This is a genomic window from uncultured Luteimonas sp. (assembly GCF_947492465.1).
Taxonomy (GTDB): Bacteria; Pseudomonadota; Gammaproteobacteria; order Xanthomonadales; family Xanthomonadaceae; genus Luteimonas.
Genome location: NZ_CANLNF010000001.1, coordinates 874,278 through 890,769, shown reverse-complemented (window position 1 = coordinate 890,769; position 16,492 = coordinate 874,278). Strand labels below are relative to the sequence as shown.

Here is a 16,492-nt window from a genome sequence, read left to right as displayed (position 1 = left end):
CTGCGGCAGTGGACCCCATGGATGCCACGACGATGCGGCTGCTGCTCAACATCGATGTTCCCGACCTGACTGCCGCCGAACGGTTCTATGTGGCGGCGTTCGGCCTGCGCGCCGGCCGCCGCCTCGGCGACGGCGCGCTGGAGCTGCTCGGCGCGGCGATGCCGATCTACCTGCTGCACAAACCGGACGGCAGCAAAGGCGCGGGCGGCCAGCCGAGATCCTATGCGCGGCACTGGACGCCGCTGCACGTGGACGTGGTGGTCGAGGACCTCGACGCAGCGCTCGCCACGGCACTGGCCGCGGGCGCCCGCCAGGAAGGCGCGGCGCGCGACGAGCCCTGGGGGCGGATCGTGCAGGTCGCCGACCCCTTCGGCCACGGCTGGTGCCTGATCCAGTTCCTCGGCAACGGCTACGACGAGATCACCACATGACGTTCCGCCCCGCCCCCCTCCTCTCCGCCTGCCTGCTGCTGGCCGCCTGCTCGCACGGCGGGACCGACGACCCCGGCGCCACGCCAGCCGCCGCCCCTGCCGCCCCGGCCATCGCCGCCGCGCCTCCAGCCGCGCCCTGCTCCGACAAGTCGGGCTGGGACGATCCGGCCACGCCGCTGCGCGTGCATGGCAATACCTGGTACGTGGGCACCTGCGGTATCGCGGCGCTGCTGATCACTTCGCCGCAGGGCCACGTGCTGATCGACGGCGCCACGCCCAAGGGCGGCCCGCAGATCATCGACAACATCCGCGCGCTGGGCTTCGACCCGGAGGACGTGCGCGCGATCGTGTTCTCGCACGAGCATTTCGACCACGTCGGCGGGCTGGTCGCGCTGCAGGACGCCACCGGCGCGCCGGTGCACGCGCGGGAGCCGGCGGTGGCCACGCTCGGGCGTGGCGCCAGCTACGAGAGCGATCCGCAGTTCGGCGAGCTCGACGCGTTCGCGCCGGTGGCGGACGTGCGGCTCGTCGCCGACGCCGGCGTGGTGCGCGTGGGCGGGATCGAGCTGCAGGCGATCGCCACCCCCGGCCACGCCGTGGGCGGCACCAGTTGGAGCTGGCGCTCGTGCGATGGCGACGACTGCCGCACGATCGTCTATGGCGACAGCCTGACCGCGGTCTCGGCCGACGGCTACCGCTTCAGCGACCATCCCGACGTGGTCGCGCGCCTGCGCGAGAGCTTCGCGCGGGTCGCCGCGCTGGACTGTGACCTGCTGGTGACCCCGCATCCGTCGGCCAGCGCGCTATGGACGCGCCTGGGTCCCGACGCGACCCGCCCGCTTGCCGCCGAGGGCGCCTGCCGCGCCTACGCCGAAGCCGGCGCCACCCGCCTCGAGCAGCGCCTGGCCAGCGAAGCCGCCACCGGAGCCACGCCATGAGCCGCACGCCTCCCACCGAAGTCCAGGGCCAGCCGGGCCAGTGCCTGGGCATGCCGCCAGCGCAGTTCCTGCGCGATTACTGGCAGAAGCGCCCGCTGCTGATCCGCGGCGCCTTCCCTGGTTTCGTCTCGCCGATCGAACCCGAGGACCTCGCCGGCCTGGCCTGCGAGGAACTCGCGCTCTCGCGGCTGATCCGCCACGATCGCGCCGACGACGCCTGGCAGGTGCAGACCGGCCCCTTCCCCGAAGAACTGTTCCCGACGCTGGGCGAACGCGACTGGACCCTGCTGGTGCAGGACGTCGACAAGTGGGACGCCGACGTCGCCGCGCTGCTGGCGCATTTCAGCTTCATCCCGCGCTGGCGCATCGACGACATCATGGTCAGCTTCGCCGCCACCGGCGGCTCGGTCGGCGCCCACGTCGACCAGTACGACGTGTTCCTGCTGCAGGCCAAGGGCCACCGCCGCTGGCAGATCGACGCGGGGCCGAATCCGCCGCTGGGCTTCCGCGACGACGTCGAGATCAAGCTGCTGCGCGAGTTCACGCCCAGCCACGACTGGGTGCTCGGCCCGGGCGACATGCTTTACCTGCCGCCAGGCGTTCCGCACCACGGCGTGGCCGAGGATCCCTGCCTGACCTTCTCGGTGGGCATGCGCGCACCGTCGGCGGCCGAACTGATGGGCGACTACATCGATACCCTCGCCGCCGCGGCCGACGAGGCGCTGCGCTACGGCGACGCCGACCTGGTGCCGCCGAAGGATCCCAACGAGATCGACGCGGACGCCATGCAGCGCGTGGTCGAGGCGCTGAACACCCTGCGCTTCCGCGACCCGGACAAGCTCGGCGACTGGTTCGGCCGCTTCATCACCCAGTACCGCAACGCCGATGTCGCCGCGCCCGACACGCCGGCGCGCTCGCGCATCGAGATCGAGTGGTCGCTCGAACACGATGACGCCGTGCTGTTGCGCCATCCCTATGCGCGCATGGCGTGGCGGCGTGCCGCCGACGGCGGGCGCCTGTACGTGTCCGGGCACGACCTGGCCCTGCCGGTCCGCGACGCGCAGCGCATCGCGGGCAGCGAGCGGATCGACGGCACGCTCTACGCATCGCTGTCGGCGGCCGGCCGCGATGCAGTGCACGAACTGCTGCTGGGCGGCTGTTACCAGTGGCTGTCGCAGGACGAGCCGGGGTGACCCCGCCCGGCCCCTTCCAGGTCGTCGCCGTGGCGTACGACGCCGCGCTCGAGCAGCTGCGCGCGGTGCGCGAGGCGGTCTTCATCCAGGAACAGGGCGTGCCGCCGGAGCTGGAGATCGACGACCTCGATCCCCGCTGTCGCCATGTGCTCGCGCGCGACGCCAGCGGCGCACCGGTCGGCACCGCGCGGCTGAGTCCGGAAGGGCGCATCGGGCGGATGGCGGTGCTGCGGCCCTGGCGCGCGTACGGCGTCGGCAGCGCCCTGCTGCATGCGCTGCTGCGCATCGCGCGCGAGGACGGCCTCGAACGGGTGAACCTGCATGCGCAGGAGACGGCCATCGGGTTCTACCGCCGGCACGGCTTTTCCCCGGTCGGCGAACGGTTCGTGGAGGCCGGGATCGGCCACGTGGCCATGCAACGCAGGCTCGACCGGCCGCTGGCGGTGGAGGACCGCGAGGCCGCCGTGGCCGCCACCGTCGCGGTCGTGTCGGATGCCCGCAGGCGGCTGTCGATCTACAGCCGCGCGCTCGATCCGGGCCTGTACGACCACCCGCGCGTGCTCGAGGCGCTGCGCCGGTTCGCCGTCGCCGGCGGCGGCCCCGTCGTCCGCGTGCTGCTGCAGGACGCCCTGGCCGTGCAGCGCGCCCAGGCCCCGCTGCTGGGCCTGGCCCAGCGCCTGCCCAGCGTGTTCGCGATGCGCGAGGTCGAGGATCCGGTGGACCGCAGCTGGCCTTCCGCGCTCATCGCCAGCGACACCGGCGGCTACTACTTCCGTCCGCTCGGCCATCGTTTCGACGGCGAGACCGGGCATGGCGCCCGCGCCCGCAGCCGCCAGCTCACCGGCGGTTTCGACGAAGTCTGGGAACGTGCGCGCCCCTGCAGCGAACTGCGCGCGCTCGGCCTCTGAGCGGTCTGGCGGCGTCGGCCGGTGCACGCCGCACCTGTCCACGGCCGGAACACAGCGATCCCTCCGCCCAAAGCATGATGCAACGCCGCAAGGGCAATGGCTATAATGGCGCGCTCATCATCCAGCCGATTCCGGAAGCCTAAAAATCTTTCCGGATCAGCAATTTGCCTTCCCAACTAGAGTCCAGACGCCCGACGTGGACAGTCTTCTCAAGCAGTTTGCGCAGTCCTCCCAGCTTGGCGCCAATGCCGCCTACATCGAGGACCTCTACGAGCAGTACCTCGTCTCTCCCGACAGCGTCGGGCCGAAGTGGAAAGCCTGGTTCGACGGTTTCCAGGGGCGGGAGGCCGGTGATGTCCCGCATTCCCCGGTGATCGCCGCCGTGGCCGAGGCCGGCCGACAGGCCGCGCGCGGCCTGGTTCCGGCGGGGACGCAGGAGTGCGACGAGCGCGAGCGCAACGTCGGGCGCCTGATCACCGCCTACCGCTCGCGCGGCCACCTGGGCGCGAAGCTCGACCCGCTGGCGCTCGCGCCGCCCATGAACCCGCCGGACCTCGGCCTGGACTTCCACAACCTGTCCGAGCGCGACCTGGACAGCGAGTTCAGCACCGGTGGCGTCGCCGGCCGGCCGCGCATGAAGCTGCGCGATCTTCTGGCCCGGCTCAAGGCCACCTACACCGGCCCGATCGGCGCCGAGTTCATGCACATCCCCGAGGTGCAGCAGCGCCAGTGGCTGTACCAGCGCCTGGAGATGGCCGGCGGCGACTACAACCTCAGCGCCGAGACCCGCCAGCGGGTGCTGGAGCGGCTCACCGCCGCGGAAGGGCTGGAGCGCTACCTGCACACCAAGTACGTGGGCCAGAAGCGCTTCTCGCTCGAGGGCGGCGATTCGCTGATCCCGCTGCTGGACACCATGATCCGCCAGGCCGGCATGGAGAAGGTCAAGGACATCGTGATCGGCATGGCCCACCGCGGCCGCCTCAATGTCCTGGTCAATACCATGGGCAAGAGCCCGCGCAAGCTGTTCGACGAGTTCGAGGGCAAGTTCGAGCACAACGAACTCGCCCACGCCGGCGACGTGAAGTACCACATGGGCTTCTCCGCCGACATCGCCACCCCGGGTGCCCCGGTGCACCTGGCGCTGGCCTTCAACCCCTCGCACCTGGAGATCGTCGACCCTGTGGTCGCCGGTTCCGTGCGCTCGCGCCAGGAACGTCGCGTCGACGAGGAGCGCACCCAGGTGGTGCCGGTCCTGATCCACGGCGACGCTGCCTTCGCCGGCCAGGGCGTGGTGATGGAACTGCTGCAGATGTCGCAGGCGCGCGGCTTCGCCGTCGGCGGCACCGTGCACGTGGTGGTCAACAACCAGGTCGGCTTCACCACCAGCAACAAGGAAGACGCCCGCTCCACCCTGTACTGCACGGACGTGGCCAAGATGGTCGGCGCGCCGATCTTCCACGTGAACGGCGACGATCCCGACGCCGTGGTGTTCGTGGCCAAGCTGGCCTACGAGTTCCGCCAGCAGTTCCGCAAGGACGTGGTCATCGACCTGGTCTGCTACCGCCGCCACGGCCACAACGAGGCCGACGAGCCGGCGGCGACCCAGCCGCTGATGTACCAGACCATCCGCAAGCACCCGACCACGCGCGAACTGTATGCCACGCGCCTTGCCGAGGCGGGCCTGGTATCGGCCGACGAAGCCAAGGCGATGATGGACAGCCTGCGCGGCAAGCTCGACGCCGGCGAGGTCACCACCGAACTGGCAGGCTCCAAGCCCGAGGACTACGAGCTGACCATCGACTGGTCGCAGTACCTGTCGGGCACGCTGGCCGACGAGGTCGACACCCGGGTCAAGGCCGCCACGCTCGACCAGCTGGCGCAGGCGATCAATACCATTCCCGAAGGCGTGCAGCTGCACCCGCGCGTGGCCAAGATCTACGAGGACCGGCGGAAGATGAGCGCCGGGGAAATCCCCGGCGACTGGGGCTTCGCCGAGAACCTCGCCTACGCCACGCTGCTGGCCGAAGGCCACGGCCTGCGCCTGGTAGGCCAGGACGCCGGCCGCGGCACCTTCTTCCACCGCCACGCCATCCTCCACGACCAGAAGACCGACAGCTACTACATGCCGCTGCGCCAGCTGGTCGACCGCCCGGAGCAGGCGACGGTGATCGACTCGCTGCTGAGCGAGGAAGCGGTGATGGCGTTCGAGTACGGCTTCTCCACCACCGATCCGAACACGCTCGACATCTGGGAAGGCCAGTTCGGCGACTTCGCCAACGGTGCGCAGGTCGTGATCGACCAGTTCATCGCGTCTGGCGAGGCCAAGTGGGGCCGCATTTCCGGCCTGACCCTGCTGCTGCCGCACGGCTACGAAGGCCAGGGTCCGGAACACAGCTCGGCGCGCCTGGAGCGCTTCCTGCAGCTGTGCGCGCTCGACAACATGCTGGTCTGCGTGCCGACCACGCCCGCGCAGTGCTTCCACATGCTGCGCCGGCAGATGAAGATGGCCACGCGCAAGCCGCTGATCGTGATGAGCCCCAAGTCGCTGCTGCGCCACAAGCTCGCGGTCTCGACCCTGGAAGAACTGGCCCAGGGCCGGTTCCAGCACCTGATCCCGGATGCCGCGGCCGAGCCGAAGAAGGTCAAGCGCGTGGTGCTGTGCTCGGGCAAGGTCTACTACGACCTGCTGGAAGACCAGCACAAGCGCGGCCAGGACGACGTCGCCCTGCTGCGCATCGAGCAGCTCTACCCGTTCCCGCGCGAGCTGCTCGCCGCCGAACTGAAGAAGTACGCCAAGGCCAGCGACGTGATCTGGTGCCAGGAAGAGCCGCAGAACCAGGGCGCGTGGTACCAGATCAAGCACCACCTGCAGGCCTGCCTGGCCAAGGGCCAGGCGTTGAGCTACGCCGGCCGCAGCCGCTCGCCTTCACCGGCGGTGGGCCACTTCGCCGACCACGTCGAAGAGCAGCTGCGCCTGGTCGCCGATGCCCTGGTCAATCCGCCCGGCGACCAGATCGTCGCCGAATAACACCGCCCCGAATCCAACGCATCAAGGACGCCATCCCATGGCCACCGAAGTCAAAGTCCCGGTCCTTCCCGAATCCGTGTCCGACGCCACCATCGCCGGCTGGCACAAGAAGGCCGGCGACGCCGTCAGCCGCGACGAGAACCTCGTCGACCTGGAGACCGACAAGGTCGTGCTCGAGGTTCCCTCGCCCGTCGACGGCGTGCTGAAGGAGATCAGGTTCGCCGAAGGCGACACGGTGACCAGCCAGCAGGTGCTGGCGATCATCGAGGAAGGCGCAGCGGCCGCCGCCGATACCGGCAAGGACGCGCAGCGCGCCGCCGGCGCCGAGGAAGTGCAGGAGAAGAAGGCCGCCGCGAAGGCCGAGGCGGCCGCGCCCGCTTCCGGCAAGCCTGCGCCCGCGTCGTCCGGCAAGACCGGCGACCTGCCCCCCGGCGCGCGCTTCACCGCCGAGAGCAAGGGCATCGATCCTTCGCAGGTCGAGGGCACGGGCCGCCGCGGCGCGGTGACCAAGGAGGACCTGGTCAACTACGCCGCCGGCAAGACCCCCGGTGTCTCCGGCGGCGCGCGTCCGGAAGAGCGCGTGCCGATGACCCGCATCCGCAAGCGCATCGCCGAGCGCCTGATGCAGTCGAAGGAATCGATCGCCATGCTCACCTCGTTCAACGAGGTCAACCTGGGCAAGGTGATGGCGCTGCGCAAGGAACTCGGCGAGCAGTTCCAGAAGGACACCGGCGTCAAGCTCGGCTTCATGAGCTTCTTCGCCAAGGCCGCGGCCAATGCGCTGCAGCGCTATCCGGTGGTCAATGCCTCGGTCGACGGCGAAGACATCGTCTACCACGGCTATGCCGACATCTCGGTGGCCATCTCCACCGACCGCGGCCTGGTCACCCCGGTGCTGCGCAACGTCGAGCGCATGTCCTTCGCCGACATCGAGAAGGGCATCGGCGACTACGCCAAGGCCGCGCGCGAGGGCGGACTCAAGCTCGAGGACCTGCAGGGCGGCACCTTCACCATCACCAACGGCGGCACCTTCGGCTCGCTGCTCTCCACGCCGATCGTCAACCCGCCACAGTCGGCGATCCTGGGCATGCACGCCATCAAGGAACGCGCCATCGTCGAGAACGGCCAGGTGGTGGCGGCGCCGATGATGTACATCGCCCTGTCCTACGACCACCGCATCATCGACGGCAAGGACGCGGTGCTGTTCCTGGTCGACATCAAGAACCAGCTCGAGAATCCAGGACGCATGGTGCTCGGGCTGTAGGCCCCAGCACCATGCCGGGATTCGTGATTGGGGATTGGGGATGACCAGCCAGTCGGCTGTTGAAAGCCGGCAAAGCCGCCCAGCCTCTCCCAATCCCGAATCCCGAATCACGAATCCCGTTGTGAGGGCATGAAATGACCGAACAATTCGACGTCGTCGTCATCGGCGCCGGCCCGGCCGGCTACCACGCCGCGATCCGTGCCGCCCAGCTGGGCATGAAGACCGCCTGCATCGACGCCGCCCTGGGCAAGGACGGCAAGCCGGCGCTCGGCGGCACCTGCCTGCGCGTGGGCTGCATCCCGTCCAAGGCGCTGCTCGATTCCTCGCGCCAGTTCCACAACCTGCAGCACATCTTCGGCGAGCACGGCATCACCGCCAGCAACCCGAAGATCGACGTGGAGAAGATGGTCGGCCGCAAGGACGCCATCGTGAAGCAGTTCACCGGCGGCATCGCGCAGCTGTTCAAGGCCAACAAGGTCGCCGCCTACTACGGCTTCGCCACCCTGCACGCCGACCGCCTGGTCAAGGTCAGGCAGCACGACGGCAGCGAGGTCGAGCTGACCGGCACCAACGTCATCATCGCCGCGGGCTCGGACTCGATCGAACTGCCGTTCGCGAAGTTCGACGGCGAGGCCATCGTCGACAACGTCGGCGCGCTCGACTTCACCGAGGTGCCCAAGCGCCTGGCGGTGATCGGCGCCGGCGTGATCGGGCTTGAGCTGGGCAGCGTGTGGAAGCGCCTGGGCGCCGAGGTCGTGATCCTCGAGGCACTGCCGGATTTCCTGGCTGCGGCCGATGCCGAGGTCTCGAAGGTCGCCGCGCGCGAGTTCAAGAAGCAGGGCCTGGACATCAAGCTCGGCGCCAAGGTCTCCAAGGCCGAAGTCACCGGCAAGGGCAAGAAGAAGGAAGTCCAGGTCACCTACGCCGACAAGAACGGCGAGCAGACCATCACCGTCGACAAGCTGCTGGTCGCCGTGGGCCGCAAGGCCGCGTCCAAGGGCCTGCTGGCCGAAGGCAGCGGCGTGAAGCTGACCGAGCGCGGCCAGATCGAGGTCGACGAGCACTGCCACACCGGCGTCGACGGCGTCTGGGCCGTGGGCGACTGCGTGCGCGGCCCGATGCTGGCGCACAAGGGTTTCGAGGAAGGCATCGCGGTGGCCGAGCTGATCGCGGGCCTGCCGGGGCACGTCAACTTCGACACCATTCCCTGGGTGATCTACACCGAGCCCGAGCTGGCCTGGGTCGGCAAGACCGAGCAGCAGCTCAAGGAAGAAGGCGTGCCCTACAAGTCGGGCAGCTTCCCCTTCGCCGCCAACGGCCGCGCCGTGGCGATGGTCGAACCCGCCGGCTTCGTGAAGGTACTGGCGCACGCCGAAACCGACCGCGTGCTCGGCATGCACCTGGTCGGCGCCAACGTCTCCGAGCTGGTGCACGAGGGCGTGCTGACGATGGAGTTCAAGGGCTCCGCGGACGATCTCGCCCGCATCTGCCACGCGCACCCGAGCCTGTCGGAAGCGATCCACGATGCCGCCATGGCGGTCGACAAGCGCGCGATCCACAAGGCCAACTGAGGCCGCGAAGCAGACGCACAGCGCGCCCTGCTCCCACGCAGCGCCGGACCCGGGTCCGGCGTTGTGCTTTCCGGCTTCCGCGTTTCCGCTTCCCATTCACTTCCGACGGTCGAGTCCCATGAAGAGCATCTGCGTCTACTGCGGTTCCAACGCCGGCAGCAAGCCTGTCTACACCGAACGCGCGATGGCGCTGGGCGACCGCATCGCCCGCGAGGGCCTGCAACTGGTCTACGGCGGCGGCAATGTCGGTCTGATGGGCGTGGTGGCCGACGCGGTACTGCAGGCCGGCGGCGAAGTGGTCGGCGTGATCCCGGAGCAGCTGGTCAATTGGGAAGTCGCGCACAAGGGCGTGACGCGGCTGGAGGTGGTGGGATCGATGCACGAGCGCAAGCTGCGCATGTTCGACCTGGCCGACGGCTTCGTCGCCCTGCCCGGCGGCTTCGGCACGCTCGACGAGATGTTCGAGATGCTGACCTGGCGCCAGCTGGGCATCGGCAACAAACCCTGCGCCTTCCTCGACGTGGACGGCTTCTTCCAGCCGCTGATCGGCATGATAGACCGCATGGTGGAGGAGCGCTTCCTGCATCCGGCCCAGCGCGCGGACCTGTGGCACGGCGACGACCTCGAGACGATGCTGGGATGGATGAAGGACTATTCGCCGGCAAGCGCGACGAAGTGGTTGGATGAGAAGCATCGCAAGACCATGCGGTAAGAGTCCGTCTCGCGTGGCGACGCGTTCTGCCTCCGCGACCACTTGAGATTGCATGACGTGGCCTGCGGGCCGATATCCTGTGACAATGCGCGGAACCATGGATTCGGCAGCGTTCGCGCTGTCGAGCACCCTTCCGGCCCCGCCGGATCGACAGGACGCCGCATGCTCATCCCCGACACCTTCAACGCCTTCCGCATCCACAGCGACGACAACTGCTACCGCAGCGTCATCGAAGCGGTGGCGCTCGACGACCTGTCGCCCGGCGAGATCGTGGTGCGGGTCGCGTTCTCCTCGGTGAACTACAAGGACGCGCTCGCCGGCACCGGCCAGGGCAAGATCCTGCGGCGCTTCCCGCTGGTCGGCGGCATCGACCTGGCCGGGCACGTGGTCGCGTCCACCGATCCGAAGTTCCGCGAAGGCGACCAGGTGCTGGTGACCGGTTCGGGCCTGAGCGAGACCCGCGACGGCGGCTACTCGCAGTACGCACGGATCGAAGCCAAGTGGGCGGTGCCGATGCCGCTGGGCCTGTCGATGCGCGAAAGCATGGTGCTGGGCACGGCGGGATTCACCGCCGCGCTGGCGCTGCTGCGCATGCGCGACAACCGCCAGCATCCGGACCTCGGACCACTTGCCGTCACCGGCGCGACCGGCGGCGTGGGTTCGCTGGCCGTGGACATCTTCAGCCGCGCCGGCTACACCGTCCACGCGATCAGCGGCAAAGCCGACCAGGCGGATTACCTGCGCGCCATCGGCGCCAGCGAGGTGCTCGGCCGCGATGCGCTGTCCACCACGCGGCCGATGGAGTCGGTGCGCTTCGGCGGCGGCCTGGACAATGTCGGCGGCGCGATGCTGACCAGTCTGCTGGCGCAGACGCGGCCCTATGGCAACGTCGCCAGCGCCGGGCTTGCCGCCAGCGCGGACCTGCCCGCTTCGGTGATGCCCTTCATCATCCGCGGCGTGTCGCTGCTGGGCGTCGCCTCGGCGGGCACTGCCCGCGACATCCGCGACGAGGTCTGGCAGCTGCTGGCCTCGGACTGGAAGCCGCGCCATCTCGACCGGATCTGCACCCGGGAAACCACGCTCGAAGGACTGCCGGAGGTGTTCTCTGGCATGCTCGCAGGCGGCTCGGTGGGCAGGACACTGGTCACATTCCCATAGTGCGGGCCGTTGGCAGGACCGGTCCCGCCGCTACAATCCGCTGTCCAGAAGGGGAATTCGAATGGCGCGCATCCTCATCGTCGACGACTCGCCCTCGCAGTTGATGGGCATCCGTCGCATCGTCGAGAAGCTCGGACACGAGGCGGTCACCGCCGAGGATGGCGCCGCGGGCGTTCGCGCCGCCAGGGACCATCTGCCCGACCTGATCCTGATGGACGTGGTGATGCCCAACCTCAACGGCTTCCAGGCCACGCGCACGATCAAGCGCGATGCCGCGACGGGCCACATCCCGGTGATCCTGGTGACCACCAAGGACCAGGAAACCGACCGCATCTGGGGCATCCGCCAGGGCGCACAGGGCTATCTCACCAAGCCCTTCAGCGAGGCCGAGCTCACCGAGGCGATCCTCTCGACCATCGGCCACGGCGACGCCCCGCCGCCGGCGGGCGACGCCGCCTGACGCCAGGCGACCGGGCCGATCGGCTCAGTTGCGGCGCCACTCCCCGCCGAAGGCGTCGCGCAGGCGCTCGTAGGCCTCGCGCTGCTCGTCGTCGCGCGGCGCAGGCGACTGGATCTCCAGTTCCACCAGCTGGTCGCCCGCAGGCGCGCCGCCTGCGCCCGGCAGGCCGCGCCCGCGCAGGCGCAGCTTGCGGCCGGCTTCGGACCCGGCGGGGATCTTCAGCTCCACGCGCCCGCCCAGGGTGGGCACGCTGACCGTGGCGCCCAGCGCCGCTTCCCACGGCGCCACCTGCAGCACGTGGATGATGTTGCGGCCGTCCACCTCGAACTGCGGATGGGCGGCGTATTCGATTTCCAGCAGCAGGTTGCCGCCGAGGCTGCCCTGCCGCGCCAGCCGGATCACCTGCCCCGGCCGCACGCCGGCCGGGACGCGCACGTCGAAGGAGCGGCCATCCACGCCGATGCGCACGCTGTCGCCGCGATAGACCGTCTCCAGCGAGACCGCCAGGCGCGCGCGCGTATCGCCCATGCCCGGCCCCGCCGGACCGCCCGGGCCACGCGCACGCGGCCCGCCGCCGTTGGCCTGGCGACGGAACAGGCTTTCGAAGAAATCACTGAAGCCGCCGCCCGCGCCACCGCCGGCGAACACGTCGTCGTAGTCGAACCCGGCCGGACCGCCGGGTCCGAAGCCCGCCGGCGGCACTTCGTCGCCGGGACGGTAGCCGCCGGCGCGCAGCTGGTCGTAGGCCTTGCGCCTGGCGGGATCGCGCAACGCCTCGTAGGCCTCGTTGACGGCCTTGAACTTGTCCTCGGCGCCGGCTTCCTTGCTGACGTCGGGATGGTATTTGCGCGCGAGCCGGCGGTAGGCAGACTTGATCTCCGCCTCGCCGGCATTGGGCTCCACGCCCAGGACGCTGTAGTAATCCTTGAACTGCATGCTCGCTCCACGACGACGGCCCGCGTACGGGCCGTCGCAGTTTACCGGCGCAGGAACCCGATCAGTGCGCGACCGGCGCGCCCACCTGGATCCGGCGCGGCGTGGTTTCCGGCCGCTTGGGGATCACGATCTCCAGCACGCCGTTGCTGCCGCTGGCGGCCACGCCTTCGGGATCGGCGCTGTCGGGCAGCGCGAAACGGCGATGGAAGCTGCCATAGCGTCGCTCCACCCGCGAGAAGCGCTCCGTCTCGGTGGTCGATTCGCTGCGGCGTTCGCCGCGGATGGAGAGGATGCCCTTGTCCATCTGCACCTCGATGTCCTGCGGATCGATGCCCGGCAGGTCGGCATAGATGACGAACCGGTGGGCCTCTTCCTTGATGTCCACGCGCGGCACCCACTGCGCGGTGACCACGGCCGAGGCGTCGGTATCCTCCTGGCCGAAGAAGCGGTCGAATACCTGCTTGATCTCGTCTTGCAGCGCCAGCTCCGAGGGACGCTGGCGGTAACGAACGATGCTCATGTCTGGTCTCCTGGAAGTCTGCGGCGGCGCCAGGCCGCCATGACCGGAATTTGGGAACGCGGCCCCCGCTTTCAAGCCCCCGCCCACCCGTCCATGCGAGGATAGCCGCGCATCCATCCCTCCCCGGCAGGCCCCACCATGACCATCCAGATCGGCGACCGCATTCCCGAAGTGGTCCTCAAGTACATCGACGATGGCGTGCAGGCGATCGACACGCCCACGCTCTTCGACGACAGCAAGGTCGTCCTGTTCGCCGTACCCGGCGCCTTCACCCCGACCTGCTCCGAACGGCACCTGCCCGGATTCATCGAACATTTCGACAGGTTCCGCGACCGCGGCATCACCGTGGCCTGCATGGCCGTCAACGATCCGTTCGTGATGCAGGCCTGGGGCGAGCAGCTGGCGGTTCCCAAGGGCCTGCGCATGCTGTCGGACGGCAACGCCGACCTCACCCGCGCGCTTGGCCTGGAGATGGACGCCAGCGGCTACGGCATGGGCGTACGCAGCAAGCGCTTCGCGCTGTACGCCGAGGACGGCATCGTCAGGCAGCTGTTCGTCGAGGCGCCGGGCGAGTTCCGGGTCTCGAGCGCGGAACACATGCTGGCGCAGCTGCCGGCCTAGGTCCGGCTGGCGCGGATTCGTCGCCCGTCCGCCAGGGCGGGCGCTTCGACGGCCGGCGATCCGGCCCCGTTCACGGCAGGATCCGGAACTCCAGCGACGCCCAGGCGCCGGTGTCGGCCAGCGCGGTGAGGCGATGCCGTCCGGCGTCCTCGAAACCGTACTGGGAGGCGTTGCCGCCGCGCGTGGTGGCGATCCAGCGCCCGTCCAGCAGCCACTGCACCGTCGCATCGGTGCCCAGCGCGCGCAGCGAGACGCGGATACCGCCGCGGCTGCCGGGCGGCCGCGCGAGCGAGGCGCCGTCGGCCAGGCCCTCGATGCGCAGTTCGGCCAGGTCGCGGCCATCGTCGATGCAGTCCGGCGACAGCGGCGGCGGCCGCGAGGCGCGGCGCACCCCTGCCGGCAACCACGGCGAGGCTAGTGCCGGCCAGCGCGCCACCGTCATCGCCCTGCGCGCATGCGGACGCGCGCAGTCGGCGGACAGGCGCAGGCCGGTCGCCGCATCCACGTCGAAACGTTCCAGCCCCGCGCTCCACAGCCGCGCATCGCGCTCGGCGAACGTCGGCGGCACCGCCCCGCCGAGCACCCAGGCCTCGAAGCGGCGCTGGCACAACGCCTCGTCCTGCGCTTCGGCCGCAGTGCCCAGCGGCCAGCAGATCGCGCGCCGCGCCACGTCCGGCGGCATCGGCGGGGGCGCCGCGTCGGCGCGCGCACGCGGCAGGCTGTCGACCACTTCGAACAGCAGCGGCAGCGCGGTGATCGCACCGTACTGGCCCGGCAGGGGCGTGCCGTCCGGACGCCCGACCCAGACGCCGACCGTATGGCGACGGGTGCCGCCGATCGCCCAGGCATCGCGGAAGCCGTAGCTGGTGCCGGTCTTCCAGGACACGCGCGGACGCCGCGACGCCTCGAACATGCCGTCGCGCTCGCCCGGCCGCGGATTGGACTGCAGGATCTCGCGCACGATCCAGGCCGCGCCGGGCGACAGCAGGCGTCGTTCCACCACCGCGTCGGCGGGCGTGTAGCGCACGCGCCCGGCGATGCCGCCGCGGTGCAGCGCGGCATGCGCGCCGACCAGGTCCTCGAGCCGCGCGCCGGTCCCGCCCAGGATCAGCGACAGGTTGGGCGATGCACCACGCGGGAAGCGCAGCGTGATGCCGGCGTTCTCCAGCCGCGCCGCGAACCGTGCGGGACCGACCCGGTCGAGCAGGTCCACCGCCGGCACGTTGAGCGACAGCCGCAGCGCACTGGCCGCGCCGACCGGACCGTTGAACGCGGCATCGAAGTTGCCCGGCCGGTAGCCGCCGAACGACTGCGGCGCGTCGACCAGCAGGCTTTCCGAATGGATCAGCCCGTCGTCCAGCGCCATGCCGTAGAGGAACGGCTTGAGCGTGGATCCCGGCGAGCGCCAGGCCTGCACCATGTCCACGTGGCCGAGGCGGCGGCGGTCGAGCAGGTCCAGCGATCCGACGTAGGCGCGGGCCTCCAGCGAGGCGTTGTCGATCACCAGCAGGGCCGCCGAGGTGCGTTCGGGCAGGCTGGAGAAGTACGCCGCCACGCGCTCCTCGAGCGTGCGCTGCAGGTCGGCGTCGAGCGTGGAGACGATGCGCGCCTGCCGCGGGTGCGCCACGCGCAGGCGCTGCGCCAGCAGCGCGGCCGACATCGGCGGGCGCAGGCTGCGCGCGACCACCGCCTCGATGCGCGCATCGTCGGCCTCGGCGCGCGTCCAGACGCCCAGCCGCACCATGCGCTCGAGCACCTTGTCGCGCGCCTGGCGGGCAGCGTCGGGATTGCGGTCCGGGCGCAGCCGGCTGGGGGCCTGCGGCAACACCGCCAGCAGGGCGGCTTCGGCATGCGAGAGGCGCGCGGCGGGCTTGCCGAGGTAGGCCCAGCTGGCCGCTTCCAGGCCCTCGATGGTGCCGCCGAAGGGCGCGCGCTCCAGGTACAGCGACAGGATCGCGTCCTTGTCCAGGCGCGCCTCGAGCTGCAGCGCACGCAGCATCTGCACCAGCTTGCCGGGCAGCGTGCGCGTGGACGGGCCGTCGTCGGGGGCGAGGATGCGCGCCACCTGCATGCTCAGGGTCGAGCCGCCGGACACGATGCGCCCGCCCGCCAGCCACTGCCCCGCCGCGCGCAGCAATGCCAGCGGATTCACGCCCGGATGCCAGCGGTACCAGCGATCCTCGTAGTTGAGCAGCGCCTGCAGGTACAGCGGCGACACCGTGGCCGGCGTGGCGGGATGGCGCCACACGCCCTCGGCATCGGCGAAGGCGCGCAGCGGCGTGCCGTCGGCCGCGACCACCAGGGTGCTGGTGTCGCGCCCCTGCGGCAGCCGCGGCGGGAACGCCAGGTCCAGGGCGAGCAGCGACAGCAGGAGCGCGACGCTGCCCCAGCGTAGCCACGGCAGCAGGCGTCGCCAGCGCCTGCGCTTCGGTCCGGCCTGGTCCACGGACAGCGGATCCGTGGCCCGGCTCAGACGGAAACGCGCGCGACCCGCCACGGCGTCATGCCCGGAAACGCGCATGACAGCCGGGCCACGCCGTGCGCGTGTTCCGCGTGTCGACCGGGCAGGCTTGCGCAGCCATGAAGATCACGACCACAAAGCGCCCGACCGGGCGGGTTGCAGACCATTTCGCAACGTACGGCCTCGCGACGCGGCCCAGCCGGGACCGCCCATCCGGGGCGCCCCGCTCCGGTCGGAGACGGGGCGTCGCGCCGTCACGGCCTGGCCGCGCCGGCCCATGCAGCGCGTGCG

The 16,492-nt window shown here is 70.4% G+C and carries 14 protein-coding genes; 11 read left to right on the top strand and 3 right to left on the bottom strand.

The annotated features are described in order from the left end of the window. The first annotated feature begins 17 nt into the window (after positions 1-17). From Q0863_RS03955 to pilH, 10 genes are all read left to right on the top strand, one after another. Positions 18-431: a VOC family protein gene (locus tag Q0863_RS03955; protein WP_298575242.1), complete on the top strand. Its 414-nt coding sequence runs from the start codon at positions 18-20 to the stop codon at positions 429-431. Next, positions 428-1,369 (top strand): subclass B3 metallo-beta-lactamase, encoded by a 942-nt coding sequence (bla, locus tag Q0863_RS03950; RefSeq protein ID WP_298575240.1) that lies wholly within the window; start codon positions 428-430, stop codon positions 1,367-1,369. The genes Q0863_RS03955 and bla overlap by 4 nt, the downstream gene beginning before the upstream one ends. Beyond that, on the top strand, positions 1,366-2,562 hold the full coding sequence (locus Q0863_RS03945) for a cupin domain-containing protein (RefSeq protein ID WP_298575238.1): 1,197 nt from the start codon (positions 1,366-1,368) through the stop codon (positions 2,560-2,562). The genes bla and Q0863_RS03945 overlap by 4 nt, the downstream gene beginning before the upstream one ends. After that, entirely contained in the window at positions 2,559-3,470 is a 912-nt protein-coding gene (locus tag Q0863_RS03940; RefSeq protein ID WP_298575236.1) for a GNAT family N-acetyltransferase, read from the top strand. Before Q0863_RS03945 ends, Q0863_RS03940 begins: the two co-directional genes overlap by 4 nt. Positions 3,471-3,666: 196 nt before the next feature. Then, positions 3,667-6,498, top strand: a complete 2,832-nt coding sequence (locus Q0863_RS03935; protein ID WP_298575234.1) for a 2-oxoglutarate dehydrogenase E1 component — start codon at positions 3,667-3,669, stop codon at positions 6,496-6,498. 37 nt (positions 6,499-6,535) lie between these two features. Continuing rightward, entirely contained in the window at positions 6,536-7,762 is a 1,227-nt protein-coding gene (gene sucB, locus Q0863_RS03930) for a dihydrolipoyllysine-residue succinyltransferase (protein ID WP_298575232.1), read from the top strand. Positions 7,763-7,896: 134 nt separating this feature from the next. Continuing rightward, positions 7,897-9,333, top strand: coding sequence for a dihydrolipoyl dehydrogenase (gene lpdA, locus Q0863_RS03925; RefSeq protein ID WP_298575230.1), 1,437 nt, complete (start codon positions 7,897-7,899; stop codon positions 9,331-9,333). A gap of 118 nt (positions 9,334-9,451) precedes the next feature. After that, positions 9,452-10,045 carry a TIGR00730 family Rossman fold protein gene (locus tag Q0863_RS03920; RefSeq protein ID WP_298575228.1) on the top strand — a complete coding sequence of 198 codons (594 nt, stop codon included), beginning with the start codon at positions 9,452-9,454 and terminating at the stop codon, positions 10,043-10,045. A 162-nt stretch (positions 10,046-10,207) separates the two neighbouring features. Then, positions 10,208-11,203 (top strand): YhdH/YhfP family quinone oxidoreductase, encoded by a 996-nt coding sequence (locus tag Q0863_RS03915; RefSeq protein ID WP_298575225.1) that lies wholly within the window; start codon positions 10,208-10,210, stop codon positions 11,201-11,203. 61 nt (positions 11,204-11,264) lie between these two features. Continuing rightward, positions 11,265-11,663 (top strand): twitching motility response regulator PilH, encoded by a 399-nt coding sequence (gene pilH, locus Q0863_RS03910; RefSeq protein WP_298575223.1) that lies wholly within the window; start codon positions 11,265-11,267, stop codon positions 11,661-11,663. A gap of 24 nt (positions 11,664-11,687) precedes the next feature. On the opposite strand, the gene Q0863_RS03905 is transcribed toward pilH, so the two are convergent. Then, entirely contained in the window at positions 11,688-12,599 is a 912-nt protein-coding gene (locus tag Q0863_RS03905; protein WP_298575221.1) for a DnaJ C-terminal domain-containing protein, read from the bottom strand. 61 nt (positions 12,600-12,660) lie between these two features. Beyond that, complete coding sequence (locus Q0863_RS03900; RefSeq protein WP_298575219.1) at positions 12,661-13,119, bottom strand: Hsp20/alpha crystallin family protein; 459 nt, start codon at positions 13,117-13,119, stop codon at positions 12,661-12,663. A 138-nt stretch (positions 13,120-13,257) separates the two neighbouring features. Between Q0863_RS03900 and Q0863_RS03895 the strand changes: the two genes are divergently transcribed. After that, positions 13,258-13,740 carry a peroxiredoxin gene (locus Q0863_RS03895; protein WP_298575217.1) on the top strand — a complete coding sequence of 161 codons (483 nt, stop codon included), beginning with the start codon at positions 13,258-13,260 and terminating at the stop codon, positions 13,738-13,740. A 70-nt stretch (positions 13,741-13,810) separates the two neighbouring features. Here the strand turns inward: Q0863_RS03895 and pbpC are convergent, their stop codons facing one another. Beyond that, positions 13,811-16,186: a penicillin-binding protein 1C gene (gene pbpC, locus Q0863_RS03890; RefSeq protein WP_298575215.1), complete on the bottom strand. Its 2,376-nt coding sequence runs from the start codon at positions 16,184-16,186 to the stop codon at positions 13,811-13,813. Positions 16,187-16,492: the final 306 nt, after the last annotated feature.